The 19,483-nt window shown below is 38.1% G+C and carries 18 protein-coding genes and 1 riboswitch; of the genes, 17 read left to right on the top strand and 1 reads right to left on the bottom strand.

Annotated features, from left to right (window positions below; all coding sequences use genetic code 11):
• Positions 1–777 precede the first annotated feature (777 nt).
• From AMD00_RS20730 to purD, 14 genes are all read left to right on the top strand, one after another.
• Complete coding sequence (locus AMD00_RS20730; protein WP_053418897.1) at positions 778–1,977, top strand: NAD(P)-dependent malic enzyme; 1,200 nt, start codon at positions 778–780, stop codon at positions 1,975–1,977.
• Positions 1,978–2,142: 165 nt separating this feature from the next.
• Entirely contained in the window at positions 2,143–2,331 is a 189-nt protein-coding gene (locus AMD00_RS20725; RefSeq protein WP_053418896.1) for an NETI motif-containing protein, read from the top strand.
• 96 nt (positions 2,332–2,427) lie between these two features.
• Positions 2,428–2,526, top strand: a riboswitch (purine riboswitch).
• Between the two features lie 147 nt (positions 2,527–2,673).
• Positions 2,674–3,162 (top strand): 5-(carboxyamino)imidazole ribonucleotide mutase, encoded by a 489-nt coding sequence (gene purE, locus AMD00_RS20720; RefSeq protein ID WP_038178707.1) that lies wholly within the window; start codon positions 2,674–2,676, stop codon positions 3,160–3,162.
• A complete protein-coding gene (purK, locus tag AMD00_RS20715; RefSeq protein WP_053418895.1) occupies positions 3,159–4,280 on the top strand; it encodes a 5-(carboxyamino)imidazole ribonucleotide synthase in 1,122 nt (373 codons plus the stop codon). The genes purE and purK overlap by 4 nt, the downstream gene beginning before the upstream one ends.
• A 12-nt stretch (positions 4,281–4,292) precedes the next feature.
• Positions 4,293–5,588, top strand: a complete 1,296-nt coding sequence (purB, locus tag AMD00_RS20710; RefSeq protein WP_053418894.1) for an adenylosuccinate lyase — start codon at positions 4,293–4,295, stop codon at positions 5,586–5,588.
• A 16-nt stretch (positions 5,589–5,604) separates the two neighbouring features.
• The gene (gene purC, locus AMD00_RS20705; RefSeq protein WP_053418893.1) at positions 5,605–6,321 is read left to right on the top strand and encodes a phosphoribosylaminoimidazolesuccinocarboxamide synthase; all 717 of its coding nucleotides are present in this window, start codon (positions 5,605–5,607) and stop codon (positions 6,319–6,321) included.
• Positions 6,318–6,566 (top strand): phosphoribosylformylglycinamidine synthase subunit PurS, encoded by a 249-nt coding sequence (gene purS / locus AMD00_RS20700; protein ID WP_038178699.1) that lies wholly within the window; start codon positions 6,318–6,320, stop codon positions 6,564–6,566. Before purC ends, purS begins: the two co-directional genes overlap by 4 nt.
• Before the next feature lie 2 nt (positions 6,567–6,568).
• Positions 6,569–7,255: a phosphoribosylformylglycinamidine synthase subunit PurQ gene (purQ, locus tag AMD00_RS20695; protein ID WP_053418892.1), complete on the top strand. Its 687-nt coding sequence runs from the start codon at positions 6,569–6,571 to the stop codon at positions 7,253–7,255.
• Positions 7,239–9,470 (top strand): phosphoribosylformylglycinamidine synthase subunit PurL, encoded by a 2,232-nt coding sequence (purL, locus tag AMD00_RS20690; protein WP_053418891.1) that lies wholly within the window; start codon positions 7,239–7,241, stop codon positions 9,468–9,470. Before purQ ends, purL begins: the two co-directional genes overlap by 17 nt.
• On the top strand, positions 9,446–10,870 hold the full coding sequence (gene purF / locus AMD00_RS20685) for an amidophosphoribosyltransferase (protein WP_053418890.1): 1,425 nt from the start codon (positions 9,446–9,448) through the stop codon (positions 10,868–10,870). The genes purL and purF overlap by 25 nt, the downstream gene beginning before the upstream one ends.
• Before the next feature lie 13 nt (positions 10,871–10,883).
• Positions 10,884–11,945 (top strand): phosphoribosylformylglycinamidine cyclo-ligase, encoded by a 1,062-nt coding sequence (purM, locus tag AMD00_RS20680; protein ID WP_053418889.1) that lies wholly within the window; start codon positions 10,884–10,886, stop codon positions 11,943–11,945.
• Positions 11,938–12,507, top strand: coding sequence for a phosphoribosylglycinamide formyltransferase (purN, locus tag AMD00_RS20675; protein ID WP_053418888.1), 570 nt, complete (start codon positions 11,938–11,940; stop codon positions 12,505–12,507). Before purM ends, purN begins: the two co-directional genes overlap by 8 nt.
• Before the next feature lie 93 nt (positions 12,508–12,600).
• A complete protein-coding gene (gene purH / locus AMD00_RS20670) occupies positions 12,601–14,136 on the top strand; it encodes a bifunctional phosphoribosylaminoimidazolecarboxamide formyltransferase/IMP cyclohydrolase (RefSeq protein ID WP_053418887.1) in 1,536 nt (511 codons plus the stop codon).
• A gap of 130 nt (positions 14,137–14,266) precedes the next feature.
• Positions 14,267–15,523, top strand: coding sequence for a phosphoribosylamine--glycine ligase (gene purD / locus AMD00_RS20665; RefSeq protein WP_053418886.1), 1,257 nt, complete (start codon positions 14,267–14,269; stop codon positions 15,521–15,523).
• A 53-nt stretch (positions 15,524–15,576) separates the two neighbouring features.
• On the opposite strand, the gene AMD00_RS23745 is transcribed toward purD, so the two are convergent.
• The gene (locus AMD00_RS23745) at positions 15,577–16,065 is read right to left on the bottom strand and encodes a YgaP-like transmembrane domain (protein WP_053418885.1); all 489 of its coding nucleotides are present in this window, start codon (positions 16,063–16,065) and stop codon (positions 15,577–15,579) included.
• Positions 16,066–16,248: 183 nt separating this feature from the next.
• On the opposite strand from AMD00_RS23745, the gene AMD00_RS20655 reads away from it, so the two are divergent.
• The 3 genes from AMD00_RS20655 to AMD00_RS20645 are packed head-to-tail and all read left to right on the top strand — an operon-like array spanning position 16,249 to position 19,376.
• Positions 16,249–17,979: an adenine deaminase C-terminal domain-containing protein gene (locus AMD00_RS20655; protein WP_053418884.1), complete on the top strand. Its 1,731-nt coding sequence runs from the start codon at positions 16,249–16,251 to the stop codon at positions 17,977–17,979.
• 11 nt (positions 17,980–17,990) lie between these two features.
• Positions 17,991–19,034, top strand: coding sequence for a DUF3048 domain-containing protein (locus tag AMD00_RS20650; RefSeq protein WP_245639571.1), 1,044 nt, complete (start codon positions 17,991–17,993; stop codon positions 19,032–19,034).
• Between the two features lie 21 nt (positions 19,035–19,055).
• Positions 19,056–19,376: a YerC/YecD family TrpR-related protein gene (locus AMD00_RS20645; protein WP_038178690.1), complete on the top strand. Its 321-nt coding sequence runs from the start codon at positions 19,056–19,058 to the stop codon at positions 19,374–19,376.
• The last annotated feature ends 107 nt before the right edge of the window (positions 19,377–19,483 follow it).

Below are 19,483 nucleotides of genomic sequence, written 5' to 3'. Positions count from 1 at the left end.
CGAACACGGAAGTTAAGCTCTTTAGCGCCGATGGTAGTTGGGGGTCTCCCCCTGTGAGAGTAGGACGTTGCTAGGCATACTAAGGCACAACTGATTTTATCGGTTGTGTCTTTTTTATTTATTCTTTTAAAACCAAAGGCTATAACTGATTAAAAATAGAACATATAAAATTTTAAAGGATATATGCCGGTGCCGTTGGATTGTATGAAAAAACAACTGCAAAGTATATAAGAAATCAAGAAATGATAGATTGCTTGCGAGAGAGTAAGCCCAATAAGAATGCAGCTATCAATAAAACAGATTATGAAAAAATAGTTTACTGTTAATTGAGACGATCCTTTAGATGTTTGTAAGCAAAGATAGAGAAACCAAAATCACTTGTTCAACAGGTTGATTATTATTTATTACAATTTTATAAATAATAGTTATATATAATCTAATATATTGGTGTTAAATATGTATTCTTTAGGTAGTTAGTTGATAATGTTCAGCGTTTAATAATCAAGTAGCGACAATTATTCGTGATATTTTACTTAAATAATTTCCACATTAGTACATTAATAAATAGTCATTAGGAAAAATACATAATAAATTGACGGAATTTTCAGAATGAATTATCATATATTCTTATAACGTTTAAATAGAAATTTATAAATAACCTAAGTTATGCATGAATTTTTTTGTTTTGTGTTAATATAGAAAATGAAAAACGAAAAATATCCTTAGTTATGTATGATATTTTCTATTTTGTGTTAAAAAATGAATCGGGGGAAAAGCATGAGTGAATTAAAAAATAATGCGTTAGCAATGCATAAAAAAAATAGAGGTAAGATAGAAGTGATTTCCAAAGTGGAAATTAATACTATAGATGATTTAAGCTTAGCTTATTCTCCAGGAGTTGCTGCACCTTGTATGGAGATAGCGAATGATCCAAATGCAGTTTACGATTATACTGCAAAAGGGAATTTAGTGGCTGTTGTGACAGATGGTACCGCTGTTTTAGGGTTAGGTAATATCGGTCCTGAAGCTGCCTTACCTGTTATGGAAGGTAAGGCAATTCTTTTTAAAAAGATGGCTAACATCGATGCTGTACCTATTTGTTTAGATACTACAGATGTAGATGAAATAGTACGAATTGTAAAAGGAATAAGCCCAACATTTGGAGGCATTAATTTAGAAGATATAGCAGCTCCTAGATGTTTTGAAATAGAAGAGAAGCTACGTAAAGAATGTTCTATACCTGTATTTCATGATGATCAGCATGGTACAGCGATTGTAGTTGGTGCTGGTCTAAGCAATGCCTTGAAGGTTATTAATAAGGATAAGAGCACTGTGCGTATTGTTATAAATGGTGCTGGAGCTGCGGGTGTAGCTATCTTGAAAATATTAAAACAAATTGGCTATGAACATATAATAATCTGTGATTCAACGGGTATTATCTATGAAGGTCGCGAAAATGGGATGAATTCGGTAAAACATGAACTTGCTAAAGTGACGAATAGCGAAGGACGAAAAGGATTATTAAGCGAAGCACTTATTGGTGCAGATATTTTTATCGGAGTATCTGTTGCAAATATTTTGAATGAAGAAATGATACAGAGTATGAATCATGATCCTATTATTTTTGCACTAGCAAATCCAAATCCAGAGGTATCTTATGAAAATGCTATGCGATGGGGTGTGCGTATTTTCGCAACAGGACGTTCGGATTATCCTAATCAGGTAAATAATATGTTAGCATTTCCTGGGATTTTCCGTGGTGCATTGAATGTTCATGCTTCAGAGATTAATGAGGAAATGAAATTGGCTGCTGTTTTTGCAATTGCTTCTTTAATTGATGAAAATGACTTAGCACAAGGTACGATTATTCCAGATGCTTTAGATGAACGTGTTGCACCTATAGTTGCGAAGGCTGTTAGTGAAGCTGCGATCAAGACTGGCGTTGCTAAAAAGCCTGTAGCTATCGAAAATAAATAAAGTTAAGTAAAAGGGTTGTCCAAAGAGTCGATAAAACGACTTTTGTAGGACGTCCCTTTTTCATTGATTTAAATAGAAAAGATATCATAAATTCTTAAAGATTTCGAGTAAGAAATGAAGAAAGCAAGCTATAATAAGGATAATGTTATTTAAGGAAGTGAAAGTATGAGTAAAAAGCAAGTATGGTTCGAGGTGGAAGAAAACGAAACGATTGATGCGTGTTTGCAGCGCATGAAAGAGGCTGGTTATATGCCGATTTCACGAAAGGAGGAACCTCTTTTTGAAATGAAAGAAGGAAATCCTGTTCCAGTTCGTCAAATAATACGATTTAAAGGTATGTTATGTGAAGATTAACTAGAAAATGAATCGAAATACGAACAATACTTAATGACTAAAATTTATCGTTCGTATTTTTACGTTGACTTGTACTCGTTCAATTGTTAAAATGTGAGAAGGAAAACATCGAATCCCCATATATGCTAAGGAATTGGCCTTAGTGTCTCTACCCGACACCGTAAATGTCGGACTATGCGGGAAAGCAACTTTTGGAATGAGAGTGAAAGGTGTGACACAATTGCGTACAGCTAATGTTTCTAAGCCAAACTCTTTTGTTATGTCCTCAAGTAAATTGCTTTCACGCATGGTTGTGTGAAGTATTTATTTGGGGACTTTTATTTGTTTAAAGGAGCGGAATGTATGAGTTCAAAAATTGGCGTGATCATGGGAAGTTCAAGTGATTGGGAAACAATGAAACATGCGTGTGATGTATTAGATGAATTACAGATTCCATATGAAAAAAAAGTGGTTTCTGCACATAGAACACCAGATTTGATGTTTGAATATGCACAGGAAGCTCGCACAAGAGGCCTTCATGTCATTATTGCTGGAGCAGGTGGTGCAGCGCATTTACCAGGTATGGTAGCTGCAAAAACAACTCTACCGGTCATTGGTGTTCCTGTTCAATCAAAAGCATTAAATGGGCTTGATTCTTTATTATCTATCGTGCAAATGCCTGGTGGTGTTCCTGTAGCGACTGTAGCTATTGGTAAAGCTGGTGCGACAAACGCAGGATTACTAGCAGCACAAATTCTATCTACAACAGATTCTGAAATTACAGAAAAAATAGAAGCACGACGCCAAGCAATGAAAATGAAAGCTCTAGAAAGTTCAGGTGAGTTAGAGTGACGAAAATTTATCCTGGTCAAACTATTGGTATAATCGGTGGCGGTCAACTTGGTCGTATGATGGCAATGGCAGCAAAGGAAGCTGGTTTTAAAATCGCTGTTCTTGAGCCAACAATGGATTCACCATGCGGTCAAGTTGCAGATATTCGTATCGTTGCCCCATATAACGACGAAGCGGCATTAGAAGAGCTTGCAGAAGTAAGTGACGTTATTACGTTCGAATTTGAAAACATTGATTATGCAGGTTTGAAAAGATTATCTGAAATTGCTTATGTACCTCAAGGTGCTGAACTTGTACGTATTACCCAGAACCGTATTCTTGAAAAAGCTGCAATAAATGAGGCTGGGTGTCCAGTCGCAACATACATAAATGCTGAAAGCTTCGAGGAGCTTCAGAGTAAAATCGAAATTGTTGGTTATCCTTGCGTCGTAAAAACTGCAAGAGGTGGTTATGATGGGAAAGGCCAACAGACACTAAAATCGGAAAATGATCTGCCTTTAGCGAAATCTTTATTTGAATATTCTGCTTGTGTAGCTGAAGCATTCGTACCATTCGAGAAAGAAATTTCTGTCATCGTACAACGTAATGTTCAAGGAGAAACGTATTGCCTTCCTATTGGAGAAAATATTCATGTGAATCACATTTTACACGAAACGATTGTACCGGCACGTATTACAGAAGAAACTGCTATACGAGCTACTGAAGAAGCAGAAAAAATTGCGAATCATCTCAAATTAGTGGGTACACTAGCTGTAGAACTCTTTGTTTTAGAGAATGGACAAGTTATTATTAATGAGTTAGCACCACGTCCACACAACTCAGGACACTATTCGATTGAGGCCTGCAACATTTCGCAATTCCATCAGCATATTCGTGCTGTATGTGGTTGGCCATTACGTGAACCACAATTATGGTCACCTTCGATTATGGTTAATGTCCTTGGACAACATGTCGTACCACTGAGTAATTCTATTTCAAAATACTCTGACTGGTCTATTCATTTATATGGTAAGCACGAAGCAAAACATAATCGTAAAATGGGCCACGTTACAATCATGACAAACGACATTGAAAAAAAGTTAACAGAAATTAATGATTCCCACATTTGGTCGGAATAGAAGGAGAAATTTATGATAGAACGCTATACTCGTCCCGAAATGGGCGCAATTTGGACAGAAGAAAACAAATATCAAGCTTGGTTGGAAGTTGAAATCTTATCATGTGAGGCTTGGGCAGAACTTGGTGATATCCCGAAAGAGGATGTTATGAAAATCCGTGAGGGTGCAAGTTTTGATATTGACCGTATTTTAGAAATTGAAAAAGAAACTCGACATGATGTAGTTGCATTTACACGTGCAGTTTCTGAAACTCTAGGGGAAGAACGTAAATGGGTACATTACGGTTTAACTTCTACGGATGTTGTAGATACTGCTCTTTCTTATTTAATCAAACAAGCTAATGAAATTTTACGTAAAGATATCAAAAACTTTATCGAAATTTTAGAGAATAAGGCAAAAGAACATAAATACACAGTTATGATGGGCCGTACACACGGTGTTCATGCTGAACCAACTACATTTGGTTTAAAACTCGCATTATGGTTAGAAGAAATGAAACGCAATTTAGAACGCTTTGAAGCATCAGCTCAAGTAATCGAAACAGGTAAAATTTCTGGAGCGGTTGGTACTTATGCTAATATTGATCCATTTGTTGAAAAATACGTTTGCGAAAAATTAGGCCTTCAAGCAGCTCCTATTTCTACACAAACGTTACAACGTGACCGTCACGCACAATACATGGCAACTTTAGCTTTAATCGGATCTTCAATTGAGAAATTCGCAACTGAAATTCGTGGTTTACAAAAATCAGAAACACGTGAAGTTGAGGAATTCTTTGCAAAAGGTCAAAAAGGCTCTTCTGCAATGCCTCACAAACGTAATCCAATCGGTTCTGAGAATATGGTTGGTATGGCTCGTTTACTTCGCGGTTATATGATGACAGCTTATGAAAACGTGTCACTATGGCATGAACGTGATATCTCACATTCATCAGCAGAGCGTGTAATCTTACCAGACGGTACAATTACTCTAAACTATATGTTAAATCGTTTTGCAAACATTGTGAAAAACTTAACGGTATTCCCTGACAATATGAAACGCAATATGGGTCGCACATTTGGCCTTATCTATTCACAACGTGTATTACTTGCTTTGATCGACAAAGGCCTTGCACGTGAAGAAGCGTACGATACAGTACAGCCCCTAACTGCTAAAGCTTGGGATGAACAAGTGCAGTTCCGTGGACTAATTGATGCTAGTGAGAAAATCACTGCTCATTTATCAAAAGAAGAGTTAGATGATTGTTTTGATTACAATTATCACCTACAACATGTAGATACAATTTTTGAACGTCTAGGATTAAACTAAACCGGGGGAATTAACAGTGGAAAAAGGTCAACTTTTGTATGAAGGAAAAGCTAAAAGATTGTACTCGACAGCAGAAGAAAATATTCTGTTTGTTGAGTACAAAGATAGTGCTACAGCATTCAATGGTGAGAAAAAAGAGGAAATCGCAGGTAAAGGTATTTTAAATAATAAAATTACAACTTTAATTTTCGATAAATTAAAGTCAGCGGGTATCGAATCTCACTTTGTTGAACAAATTTCAGAAAACGAACAGCTTGTAAAAAAAGTAGACATTATTCCAATTGAATTGGTTGTCCGCAATATTGCAGCAGGTAGCCTTGCAAAACGACTTGGATACGAAGAGGGTACGCCTCTTCGTCGTCCAATCGTTGAATTTTATTACAAAAACGATGATCTTGGAGATCCACTCATCACAACAGAGCATATTGAAATATTGAATATTGCTACACCAGAAGAAGTACAAGCTCTTTACGACAATGGCTTAAAGGTGAATGAAGTTCTCCGTCCATTATTCCAAGAAATCGGCGTAACTCTAGTAGACTTCAAACTAGAGTTTGGTCGTGATGCTAGTGGGCAAGTGCTATTAGCAGATGAAGTTTCACCAGATACTTGCCGTCTTTGGGACATAGAAACAAATCAAAAGCTTGATAAAGACGTTTTTCGTCGAGATCTTGGTAATTTAACAGATGTTTATAAAATCATATTAGCTCGCCTAGGAGGACTATCAAAATGAAAAAGGTAAAAGTTTATGTAACATTACGTGAAAGTGTATTAGATCCACAAGGTTCTGCAGTGAAAGGCTCATTACACACAATGGGCTACAAAGAAGTTGCAGACGTTCGTATTGGTAAATACTTAGAATTACAAATCGAACCATCTGATCGTGATTTAAATGTAGTAGTAAAAGAAATGTGCGAAAAACTACTTACAAATACTGTTATAGAAGACTACCGTTTTGAAGTCGAGGAGGCTAACTAACTATGAAGTTCGCAGTACTCGTTTTCCCAGGATCGAACTGTGATTTAGATATGTATCACGCAATTAAAGACGAACTTGGTGAAGAAGCAGAATATGTATGGCACGATACAAAAGATTTAAGTAGCTATGACGGTATCTTATTACCAGGTGGATTCTCTTACGGAGATTACCTACGTTGTGGTGCAATTGCTCGCTCTTCAAACGTTATGACTGAAGTAGTAAAAGCTGCTGAAGCAGGTAAGCCAATCCTTGGCGTTTGTAATGGATTCCAAATTTTAACTGAGGCAGGACTACTTCCGGGTGCCCTTCTACGCAATAAAAATTTGAAATTCATGTGTCGTACTGTTGACTTAAAAGTAGTTAATAATAATACACAATTTACAAATCAATATGCAAAAGATGAAATTATTAAAGTACCTATCGCACATGGTGAAGGAAATTATTACTGTGATGAAGATACTTTGCAATCATTAAAGGACAATAACCAAATTGTTTTCACTTATTCTAGCGAAAATCCGAATGGTAGTTTAGAAGATATTGCAGGAATTGTCAATGAACGCGGTAATGTACTTGGTATGATGCCTCACCCAGAGCGCGCTGTGAACGAATTAATCGGTGGCGCGGATGGACTTGCAGTATTTAAATCAATCGTCAAACAGTGGAGGGAATCACATGTCAATCAAGCTTGAACCAACACAAGAGCAAATTAAAGAGCAAAAACTCTATGCACAAATGGGCTTGTCCGATGAAGAATTTGCGCTAGTTGAAAGTATTCTAGGACGTCTACCGAATTGGACTGAAACAGGTCTCTTTTCAGTAATGTGGTCAGAGCACTGCTCATATAAAAACTCAAAACCGGTGCTACGTAAATTCCCAACTACAGGACCTCGAGTATTACAAGGCCCTGGTGAAGGTGCAGGAATCGTCGATATCGGCGATGACCAAGCCGTTGTGTTCAAAATGGAATCACACAATCACCCGTCTGCAATTGAACCTTATCAAGGTGCAGCAACAGGTGTCGGCGGTATTATCCGCGATGTATTCTCAATGGGTGCACGCCCAATTGCCATGTTAAACTCTCTACGCTTTGGTGAGTTGAAAACTCCACGCGTAAAATATTTGTTTGAAGAAGTAGTAGCTGGAATTGCAGGCTACGGTAACTGTATCGGTATTCCAACAGTTGGTGGCGAAATTCAATTTGATGATTGTTACGAAGGTAATCCACTAGTAAATGCTATGTGTGTTGGTTTAATCGATCATAAAGACATTCAAAAAGGTATTGCTTCAGGTGTGGGGAACCCAGTAATGTACGTTGGTGCTAAAACAGGTCGTGATGGTATTCACGGTGCTACATTCGCTTCTGAGGAATTAAGTGAGTCATCAGAGGAAAAACGCCCAGCTGTACAAGTTGGCGATCCATTCATGGAGAAATTACTTCTTGAAGCTTGCCTAGAATTAGTGAAATTTGATTCACTAGTTGGAATTCAAGATATGGGTGCTGCAGGCTTAACTTCATCATCTGCCGAAATGGCTTCTAAAGCAGGTTACGGTATTGAGATGAACTTAGATCTAGTACCTCAACGTGAAACAGGTATGACAGCTTATGAAATGATGCTTTCAGAATCTCAAGAGCGTATGTTAATCGTTGTGAAAAAAGGACATGAAGCTGAAATCGTTACTCTATTCGAGAAGTATGGTTTAGATGCTGTAACAATCGGTCATGTAACTGACGATAAAATGCTACGCCTTATACATAAAGGAGAAGTTGTAGCAAATGTTCCTGCAGATGCTCTTGCAGAAGAAGCACCTGTTTATAACAAACCATCTGCAGTACCAGCTTACTACAATGAATTCCAAGCAATGGAAAACGTAGAGCCTACAGTTGCTGACTATAAAGAAACTTTAATCTCACTATTAAAACAATCTACAATTGCTTCTAAAGAGTGGGTTTATGACCAGTATGACTATCAAGTACGTACATCAACAGTTGTAGCACCAGGATCTGATGCAGCAGTAGTACGTGTACGTGGTACGAACAAAGGTCTTGCAATGACGACTGACTGTAACTCTCGATACATTTACTTAGATCCAGAAGTTGGCGGGAAAATTGCGGTAGCAGAAGCAGCACGTAATATCGTTTGTTCTGGTGGTAAGCCACTTGCAATTACAGACTGTTTGAACTTTGGTAATCCAGAAAAACCAGAAATCTTCTGGCAAATCGAAAAATCAGCTGATGGTATTTCAGAGGCTTGTTTAGCACTAGAATCACCAGTAATCGGTGGTAATGTTTCTCTTTACAATGAGCGTAGTGGAGTGGCTGTTTATCCAACACCAACAATCGGTATGGTTGGTTTAGTAGAAGACTTAGCTCATGTTACAACACAACAAGTTAAAGAGGCTGGAGACTATATCTACTTAATCGGCGATACAAAAACTGAATTTGGTGGATCTGAACTTCAAAAAATGCAAAATGATGGTCGTATTTTCGGTCTAGCACCAGAAATCGATTTAACTGTAGAAGCAGCACGTCAAGACGCGTTATTAAAAGCTATCCAACAAGGTTTAGTAGCATCTGCACATGATGTTGCTGAGGGCGGAGTAGCTGTTGCATTAGCAGAAAAAACATTTGGTACAAAATTCGGAGCAGAAATCATCTTAGAAGGTTCGGCAGTAACTGCTTTATTTAGTGAATCACAATCACGTTTCTTAGTAACAGTTAAAGCTGAAAATGCTCAAGCATTTGAAGTAGCTGTAAAAGATGCTCGTAAAATTGGTGTTGTTTCAGCAGATGCCAAATTGAGTGTTCGCGGTGAAGACGGTTCTACATTAATCGAAGGTCCAGTAGCAGAATTCCAAGATGCTTGGAAAGGGGCAATACCATGTTTGGTGAACTCAGAGGCTTAAATGAAGAATGTGGCGTGTTTGGGATTTGGGGTAATGAAAACCCAGCGCAGCTTAGTTATTATGGTTTACATGCATTACAACATCGTGGTCAAGAAGGTGCGGGGATTGTTGTCAAAGATGGCAAGCAATTTCGCGCTGTAAAAGGTGAAGGACTTGTAAATGATGTATTTAGTGAAGGTAAATTAGAAGGCTTAAAAGGACAAGCAGCAATAGCTCATGCACGTTATACAACAGCAGGAGGCGGCGGAATTGAAAATGTTCAGCCGCTGCTGTTCCGCTCATCAACAGGCAGTTTATCAATTGCGCACAATGGTAATTTAGTTAATGCAAATCACTTAAAGCAACATTTAGAACGTCAAGGTAGCATTTTTAACTCAACTTCTGATACAGAAGTACTTGCTCACTTAATTAAAAAAAGTACGCATCCGACATTTCTTTCAAAAGTGAAAAATGCGCTTACTTTGTTAAAAGGTGCATTTTCAATCTTGATGTTATCTGAAGAAGGTTTAATCGTGGCTCGAGATCAGCACGGTTTACGTCCTTTAGCGCTTGGTAAGTTAGGTGACAGCTGGGTTGTTGCTTCTGAAACTTGTGCGTTCGATTTAATTGGCGCAGAATTCGTCCGTTCAGTAGAACCAGGAGAATTAATTGTCATAAATGATTCAGGTGTGAAAAGCGACCGTTTTGTAGAACCAGATAAACGTGCAATGTGCGCAATGGAATATGTATATTTAGCGCGACCAGATTCAGAAATTGGTGGCATAAACGTGCATATGGCACGTAAACGTATGGGTAAAACACTTGCTAAAGAATGTGCTCATATTGAGGCAGATGTTGTAACGGGTGTTCCAGATTCAAGTATTTCCGCAGCAATTGGTTTTGCAGAAGAAAGTGGGATTCCTTACGAATTAGGCCTGATTAAAAACCGTTATGTTGGTCGTACCTTCATTCAACCTACACAAGAGTTACGTGAACGTGGTGTGAAAATGAAATTATCTCCAGTACGTCAAGTTGTTCAAGGAAAACGTGTTGTAATGGTAGATGATTCAATTGTTCGTGGTACAACTTCAAGACGTATAGTGAAAATGTTGAAGGAAGCTGGAGCAGCAGAAGTACATGTTGTTATCAGTTCTCCACCAATGACAGACCCATGCTACTACGGTATTGATACATCTTCATCAGAAGAACTTATCGCTTCTAGTCATAGTGTTGAAGAGATCCGTGATGCAATTGGTGCTGATACGGTAACATTTTTATCTGTTGAAGGCATGGTAGAATCTATTGCTCGTCAACACGAAGGTCCAGAGCGTGGTCTATGCTTAGCATGTTTTACTGGAAAATATCCAACTGAGATTTTCCCGGATACTATCTTGCCACACGAAAAAGAACTTATACGTTAAGGAGACGATCTACATGTCAAAAGCATATGAACAAGCAGGCGTTAATATTGAAGCAGGCTATGAAGCAGTCCAAAGAATGAAATCACATGTTGAACGTACAGCAAGAAAAGGCATCATGGGTTCATTTGGTGGCTTTGGCGGCATGTTCGATTTATCTGAATTAAACTTGAAGGAACCAGTTCTTATTTCTGGTACTGATGGTGTTGGTACAAAATTAAAACTAGCGTTTATGGCTGATAAACACGATACAATCGGAGTAGATTGCGTAGCAATGTGTGTAAACGATATCGTTGCACAAGGTGCAGAGCCGTTGTACTTTTTAGATTACGTAGCAGTTGGTAAAGCTGAACCTGCTAAAATCGAGCAAATTGTTAAAGGTGTTGCTGATGGTTGTGTTCAATCCGGTGCTGCGTTAATCGGGGGCGAAACAGCTGAAATGCCTGGTCTGTATGAAGAGGATGAATATGATTTAGCGGGCTTTGCGGTAGGTGCTGCTGAAAAAGCAAACATCGTAACAGGCGAGAAAATTTCAGAAGGTGACGTACTTCTAGGTCTAGCTTCTAGCGGTATTCACTCAAATGGTTATTCACTTGTCCGTAAAGTTGTATTTGCTGATAATGACTTTACACCTGAAACAATTGTTGAAGGCTACGAGAACCTAGGCCCGATTGGTGAAGCTTTATTAGTACCAACAAAAATTTATGCAAAACCTGTTTTAGCAATGCTAAAAGAGTGTGAAGTGCATGGTATGGCACACGTTACAGGTGGAGGTTTCTACGAAAACCTACCTCGTATGATGCCGGAAGGACTAGCAACTGAAATTGATTTAGGCACTTGGCCAGTATTACCTGTCTTTGAATTCTTAAAAGAGAAGGGTAACCTACAAGAGCGTGATTTATATAATGTTTTCAATATGGGAATTGGATATGTACTTTCAGTACCAGCTTCTGAAGCAGCCCGCATTATCGAGATTGCTGAACAACATGGTGAAAAAGCGTATGAAATTGGTCGCGTTGTGAAAGGTGAAGGTGTTCTTTTCAACGGTAATCATGATGGGAGCTTAACTCATGAGTAATATCGTTTCCATCGCAGTTTTCGCATCAGGTAGCGGTTCAAATTTTCAAGCTATTCAAGAAGCAATTGAATGCGGTGAACTAAATGCGAAAATTGAGCTCGTTGTCACAGATAAGCCTGGTGCTTATGTTGTAGAACGTGCTAAAGCAAAAGGTATCCCCGTATTAGCGCTAAGCCCTAAGGATTTTGGTTCTAAGGAAGCTTTTGAACAAGCTATTTTAGCTAAGCTACAAGAGTGTGAAGTGAAATGGATCGTTCTTGCGGGATATATGCGTTTAATCGGTGAAACATTATTAAATTCCTATAATTCGAAAATTGTCAATATTCACCCTTCTCTATTACCTTCGTTTCCAGGGAAAGATGCCATTGGACAAGCAATGGAACATCGTGTGAAAGTAACGGGTGTAACAGTTCACTTTGTAGATGCAGGGATGGATACAGGTCCAATTATTGCGCAACGTGCTGTAGCAGTCACTGACGGAGACCGCGTCGCAACTGAACAAGCAATTCATGCTATTGAGCATGATCTTTATAAAGAAGCATTACAGGCAACTTTAAAATAAATAATTAAGTGGAACCAGAGCTTCGTGCTTTGGTTCCGATTATGTACAACATAAGAATTACAACTTGCTTTCAAATCTAAGGAGGAAATAATCGTGACGAAACGTGCGTTAATCAGTGTCTCTGATAAATCAGGTGTTTTAGAATTTGCTAAGGAATTAGAGGCATTAGGCTATGAAATTTTATCAACAGGCGGTACAAAAAAACATTTACAAGAAAACGGTGTAGCAGTAACTGCTGTTGACCAAGTAACAAACTTCCCAGAAATTTTAGGTGGACGTGTTAAAACATTGAACCCGCTTATTCATGGTGGATTACTTGCAAAACATGATGATCCTGAACACCAAGCGCAAATGGTTGAACATGGTATTCAACCAATCGAAATCGTTTGTGTAAATCTATATCCATTCGTTGAAACAATTTCAAAGCCTAATGTAACAATCGTCGATGCTATTGAAAATATTGATATTGGTGGTCCTACAATGCTTCGTTCGGCTGCTAAAAACCAAAAATATGTATCTGTTATCGTCGATTCAAATGATTATGCAACTGTATTAGCAGAGCTAAAAGCAGAAGGTCAAACAACACTTGAAACACGCCGTCGTCTAGGTGCAAAAGTATTCCGGCATACAGCTGCTTACGATTCTTATATTTCTAACTACTTAACAGAATACACTGGTGAAGAATTCCCAGAGCAAATGACTTTAACATATGAATTAAAACAACCACTTCGTTACGGTGAAAATCCACATCAAAAAGCAGCTTTCTACCAAAAGCGCTTAGGCTCAGATTTCTCAATCGCATCAGCTGAGCAATTACATGGTAAAGAACTTTCTTACAATAATATTCAAGATGCAAATGCTGCACTTCAAATTATCAAAGAATTTGACGCACCAGCTGCAGTAGCCGTAAAACATATGAATCCTTGTGGTGTTGGTACAGCTGAAACAATCTCTGAAGCATTCGCTAAAGCATATGAAGCAGATTCAACTTCAATTTTCGGTGGTATTATTGCGTTGAACCGTGAAGTAGATTTAGCAACAGCAGAACAACTTGCTGGGATCTTCCTAGAAATTATCATCGCTCCTGCATTCACTGCTGAAGCACTTGAAAAATTATCTGCGAAGAAAAATATTCGCTTACTAACAATTTCATTTGCACAAGAAAAACGTGATGCATTCAACACGGTATCTGTTGAGGGTGGCTTACTTGTTCAAGAGCCAGACCGTTTTGGCTTAAAAGATGGAGAAGTAAAAGTAGTTACAGACCGCGAACCAACGGAAGAAGAATGGGCAGCAATGAAACTTGGTTGGTCAGTAGTAAAACACGTTAAATCAAATGCTATCGTTGTAACTGATGACAAAATGACATTAGGTGTTGGTGCTGGTCAAATGAATCGTGTAGGCTCAGCGAAAATCGCATTAGAGCAAGCCGGTGAAAAAGCAAAAGGTGCAGCACTTGCATCAGATGCATTCTTCCCAATGAATGACACCGTAGAAACTGCTGCTAAAGCAGGAATTACAGCAATCATCCAAACAGGCGGCTCAATCAAAGACCAAGACTCAATCGACAAAGCAAACGAATACGGCATCGCAATGGTATTCACAGGAGTAAGACACTTTAAACACTAATTAGAGGAAGGCAACCTAAAAGCGCGACGTCGTGTCGCGACGGTTGCATGACCAGCATCCTGTTGGCCCAAGGAACACAATGATTAAACATCGGCGTGTTCCATTAATTTATAAGTAGGGGGAAACATCAATGAAAGTACTGGTTATTGGTAGTGGCGGTCGTGAGCATGCAATTGCTAAACAATTTGCAAATGCAGCATCCGTTGAGAAAGTATTTGTAGCTCCAGGTAACGATGGTATGAAAAATGATGCAGAGTGTGTGGCAATTGACGTTTTCAACTTTGCGGAACTTATAGCTTTTGCTAAAGAACAGTCAATCGATTTAACATTTGTCGGACCTGAACAACCTTTAGTAGCTGGTATCGTAGATGCTTTTCAAGAAGAAGGTTTGCGCATTTTTGGACCAACAAAGGCGGCAGCTAAAATAGAAGGTAGTAAATCATTTGCAAAAGAACTAATGCAAAAATATCATATCCCAACAGCAACTTCCGCAACATTTACTGAAGCAGATGCTGCAATTGCATATGTGCAAAAAATGGGGGCACCAATTGTTGTTAAAGCAGATGGTCTAGCTGCCGGAAAAGGTGTAATCGTTGCATTAACTGAAGAGGAAGCGATTGAAGGCATCAAAGACATGATTGGTAATCAACGTTTTGGTGATTCTTCTTCTCGAGTAGTAATTGAAGAATTCCTTGATGGGGAAGAGTTCTCTTACATGTCATTTGTACATAATGGTCAAATTTATCCAATGGTTATTGCACAAGATCATAAACGTGCATATGACGGTGATAAAGGTCCAAATACAGGTGGAATGGGTGCTTACTCTCCGGTACCTCAAATTTCTGATGCGGTTGTTAAACGTGCATATGATGAAGTAGTCGTGCCAACTGTACAAGCGATGACAACTGAAGGTGCACCATTCACTGGGATTTTATATGCAGGACTTATTTTAACTGCTGAAGGTCCAAAGGTAATTGAATTCAATGCACGCTTTGGTGATCCTGAAACACAAGTTGTTTTACCACGTATGGCATCTGATTTTGGAGAATTCTTGATGGCGTTAATGAATGAAGAACCTTATACATTGGAATGGTCGAACGAGGCAATGCTCGGTGTAGTAATTGCTTCTGAAGGATATCCAGGCGATGTAAAAAAAGGTGCTAAATTACCGTCCCTTGAAAAATTATCGTCAAACTTCGATGTATTTCATGCTGGAACAAAGTTAGTAGGAGAAGACTTTGTAGGAAATGGTGGACGCGTACTACTAGTTACTACAAAGGCTACATCATTAAAAGACGCACAACAAAAAGTATATGAAGGTTTATCTAAAGAATCGTGGGCAGGCTTTTTCCACCGTTCGGATATTGGTTGGCGTACAATGAAGTAAAACAAAAAGCTGCCCGATTTTTAGGTCGGACAGCTTTTTGTATAGTATGGGAATTATGAATTAGTTGAGTTAGATTGACTGTTATTATTGTTCTTATTTTGATCATTAGACTGATTTTTAGAGTTGCTGTTTTGTGAATTATTCTTTTCACCATTATTATTGGAGTTACTATTCGAATTAGTATTCGTATTAGCATTCGAATTACTATTAGAATTACTATTCGAATTAGCATTCGAATTTCCACCAGCAAAATCTTTCATCAATTGATCAATATTCGGAATAATACTTGCAGCTTGGCCACCAAAAGCACTTGTCATAGAACTATCCATTACGGATTTCATAGTGGAGTTCATCATTGCCTTTGTTGGACAATACTTTAATATACCTTCCGCTGTTTTCATAGCACCGAAAATAATCATCAATCGACCACCAGTACAATTAGAATCGCGCGAAATTCTACCGATACCAAATGCTGTCATAGTTATACCACAAGTTAACCGCATAAAAGCATTCTTCGTACTTAAGTTTTCTGATTGTGTCAATTAAGTCACCCTCCTATACAAATTTTCCCACAAAATACTACTAAAAACTTTGCTTTCCTAAAGTGCTGTGATACGATAATTCAATAATGCTAAAACAGAATTAAATCCTATTTTTGACATAAATTAAATAATCGATTTAACGAGCATATAAACAAAAAAGAAAAGCGAAAGGAGATGGATGTAATGCCAGAACCCTCATGGAAAATCAGTCAAATCCGTCAACAAATAGCTATCATTGATGGTAAAGAAGCACCTAATTTAGTAATTAAAAACGCGCGTTATTTACATGGTGTATATAAACAATGGATCCAGGGGAACATTTGGATTGATAAAGATCGTATTATATACGCAGGGTCTAAAATGCCACCAAACACAGCTGCAACAGAGATTGTTGATGCCGAGGGACAGACGATTGTTCCAGGTTACATTGAACCACATGTTCATCCATTTCAGCTTTATAATCCCCAATCCTTTGCGGATTATGCAGCGCAACTTGGAACGACGACGTTTCTATCTGACAACTTGATGCTATTTTTAGCAATTAAAAACAAGAAAGCGTTTACAATACTAGATCAATTAAAGCAACTGCCATTCTCATTCTACTGGTGGGCTCGATTTGATTCGCAAACGGAGCTTGAAAATGAACATGATCTCTTTACGACAAAAGCAATTAATGATTGGCTTGAACGAACAGATGTCATGTTAGGTGGGGAGTTAACAGGTTGGCCAAGATTACTAGCAGGCGATGACCAAATGCTATATTGGTTAAAACTCGCAAAAGCACATGGTAAAAAAATTGAAGCGCATTTACCGGGCGCATCTGAAAGAACATTAGCTCGTATGAAACTATTTGGTGCTGATGGAGACCATGAATCAATGACTATAGAAGAAGTGGAAAATCGTATTTTACATGGATATGCAGTAACTTTACGTCATTCTTCCATCCGTCCAGATTTACCAATACTTTTGAAAGATATTGTTGAGAAGAAATTGAATATTTTTGATCACTTAATGATGACAACAGATGGTGCTACACCTTCATTCCATAGAGATGGTGTGATGGACAAATGTATTCAAGTAGCCCTTGATGCGGGGGTTGCGCCGATTGATGCCTATCAAATGGCATCTTACAATGTCGCGCGCTATTATAATATGAGTAATTTACACGGACTTATAGCAACGGGACGATATGCTACGCTGAATTTTTTAGAAAACGAATTCAATCCGGTTCCTGTAAGCGTATTATCAAAAGGTGTTTGGTTAAAACGCGACAATAAAAAGGCGTTCACTCTACCATCAATCGATTGGTCAGCAATGGGCACACTCGATTTGAAATTTGATTTATCTGATGATGACTTCCAATTCTCGATGCCATTTGGGATCCAATTGGTGAATGATGTTATAACGAAACCATATAGCGTATCCGTTCATACGAATGAAGGTAAACTTCACACGGACCACGATGAATGCTATTTAATGCTAGTTGATAAAAATGGAAAGTGGCGTGTAAATACTTTGCTAAAAGGGTTTGCGACACATCTTCAAGGATTTGCATCCTCTTACTCAAGTACTGGCGATATAATTTTAATAGGAAAAAATACAAAAGATATGTTAATAGCCTTCAATGAAATGAAAAAAATGAAGGGTGGTATCGTAATTGTTGAAAATGGGCGAGTTTTAGAAAGCCTACCACTTTCAATTGGAGGAGGATTATCCACCGAGCCTGTTGAAGTATTAATAGAGCAAGAATTAGCTCTAAAGAAAGCGTTACAAGAGCGAGGCTACCATCTAGGTGATGCTATATATACTTTGCTATTTTTACAATCTACACATTTACCTTATATTCGGATTACTCAACGCGGTATTTTCGATGTGATGAAGAAAACCGTTCTATTCCCGTCCGTTATGAGATAGGAGGAAATCTTTTGAAAAAGAAGTTGATGGTGGGGCTATTAGTACTTGGCGTTTTAATCGTCGGATGCTCTAAAGATAAAGAAGAAAAAGAAGTAAAGAAGGAACCAGAAAAAACGGAAGTACAGGCTGAAGCAGAAGTTGAGAAAAAGACATATTTCACACCGTTTACTGGTTTAGAGGTAGAGCAAAAACCAAAAATGCGACCAGTGATGGTGACGATTAATAATCATCCGCAAGCACGTCCTCAATCTGGTCTGACTTCGGCTGATCTAGTTTATGAGATGGTAGCTGAAGGGAATATTACACGTTTACTTGCTGTATTCCAAAGTGAGTTGCCTGAAAATATGGGGCCAGTTAGAAGTGCAAGAGATTATTTTGTTGATCTAGCAAAAGGCTTAGATGCATTTTATATTGCACATGGGTATAGTCCAGAGGCACAAAGGATGTTAAGTGCTGGTGTAGTGGATAATATTAATGGAATGCAATATGATGGTTCATTATTTCAACGTTCAACGGATCGTGTAGCACCACACAACTCCTATATTTCAGAAGAGAATGTAAAGTTGGGATTTAAAAAAGTAGGAGCTTCATTAAAAATGCAGAAAAAAGTACCTTTCTCTTTTTATGAGTCTGCTGAAGATGTTAAAATAGAAAAGTATATTTCGAAAATAGATATTCGTTATGGTGTTGATGAACAATTCCATAACACATATACTTTTAATGAAGACAGTAAATTATATGAACGTCAATCTGGCGGTGTAGTTACTAAGGATTTATTAAACGATGAATCTGTACAAGTTGCCAATGTATTATTCTTTGAAGTGAATCAAAGTACTGTTGATCAAAAGGGACGTCAATCGCTTGATTTGACTTCAGGTGGAAATGGTTATGTATTTCAAGCTGGGCAAAAGTTAGATGTCAAATGGCGAAATGTAGATGGTGTATTAGTACCATATGCAAATGATCAGCCTGTCAAACTAGTGCCTGGTAAGTCGTGGATTCACCTCGTACCTTCCAATCCTGGATTAGCAAAAGCGGTCACATATGAACCTTAATGAGGAAAGGGGGAAGGAAGCATGCAAATTGAAAAAATTAAAGGTCATCAAACAGAACAACTATTTAAAGCGGTTTTGGAGTTAAATGACATAGAAGAATGCTATAAATTTTTTGATGATTTATGTACAATAAGTGAAATCCAATCTTTAGCACAACGTTTTGAAGTAGCGCATTTATTACGCTTGAAAAAAACGTATGAAACAATCAAGAAGGAAACAGGTGCTTCTACAGCAACAATTTCTCGTGTACGTCGTTGTTTCGATTACGGAAATGATACATACGATGAAATGCTTGGTCGCCTTTATCCAGATGAAAAACCTTTTCTAGCTCCTAAAGACTGAGAAGTTGTTTAGCAAATATAATGAAACCGACTGAGCAGATGTCTGTTCAGTTTTTTTCTTGTGAAATAAATTTCAGATAAATTCTTTCGAGCCTTTTCGAATATTCA

Source organism: Viridibacillus arvi, from assembly GCF_001274945.1.
GTDB classification, from domain to species: Bacteria; Bacillota; Bacilli; order Bacillales_A; family Planococcaceae; genus Viridibacillus; species Viridibacillus arvi.
This window is presented reverse-complemented; position numbering and strand designations above follow the sequence as displayed.

Excerpts from the sequence above, each read along its gene's own strand:
- purN (WP_053418888.1), top strand. The coding sequence starts at position 11,938 with ATGAGTAATATCGTTTCCATCGCAGTTTTCGCATCAGGTAGCGGTTCA.
- AMD00_RS20725 (WP_053418896.1), top strand. The coding sequence starts at position 2,143 with ATGAGTAAAAAGCAAGTATGGTTCGAGGTGGAAGAAAACGAAACGATT.
- AMD00_RS20645 (WP_038178690.1), top strand. The coding sequence starts at position 19,056 with ATGCAAATTGAAAAAATTAAAGGTCATCAAACAGAACAACTATTTAAA.
- AMD00_RS20655 (WP_053418884.1), top strand. The coding sequence starts at position 16,249 with ATGCCAGAACCCTCATGGAAAATCAGTCAAATCCGTCAACAAATAGCT.
- purF (WP_053418890.1), top strand. The coding sequence starts at position 9,446 with ATGTTTGGTGAACTCAGAGGCTTAAATGAAGAATGTGGCGTGTTTGGG.
- purL (WP_053418891.1), top strand. The coding sequence starts at position 7,239 with ATGTCAATCAAGCTTGAACCAACACAAGAGCAAATTAAAGAGCAAAAA.
- purD (WP_053418886.1), top strand. The coding sequence starts at position 14,267 with ATGAAAGTACTGGTTATTGGTAGTGGCGGTCGTGAGCATGCAATTGCT.
- purS (WP_038178699.1), top strand. The coding sequence starts at position 6,318 with ATGAAAAAGGTAAAAGTTTATGTAACATTACGTGAAAGTGTATTAGAT.
- purM (WP_053418889.1), top strand. The coding sequence starts at position 10,884 with ATGTCAAAAGCATATGAACAAGCAGGCGTTAATATTGAAGCAGGCTAT.
- purE (WP_038178707.1), top strand. The coding sequence starts at position 2,674 with ATGAGTTCAAAAATTGGCGTGATCATGGGAAGTTCAAGTGATTGGGAA.
- purQ (WP_053418892.1), top strand. The coding sequence starts at position 6,569 with ATGAAGTTCGCAGTACTCGTTTTCCCAGGATCGAACTGTGATTTAGAT.
- purB (WP_053418894.1), top strand. The coding sequence starts at position 4,293 with ATGATAGAACGCTATACTCGTCCCGAAATGGGCGCAATTTGGACAGAA.
- AMD00_RS20730 (WP_053418897.1), top strand. The coding sequence starts at position 778 with ATGAGTGAATTAAAAAATAATGCGTTAGCAATGCATAAAAAAAATAGA.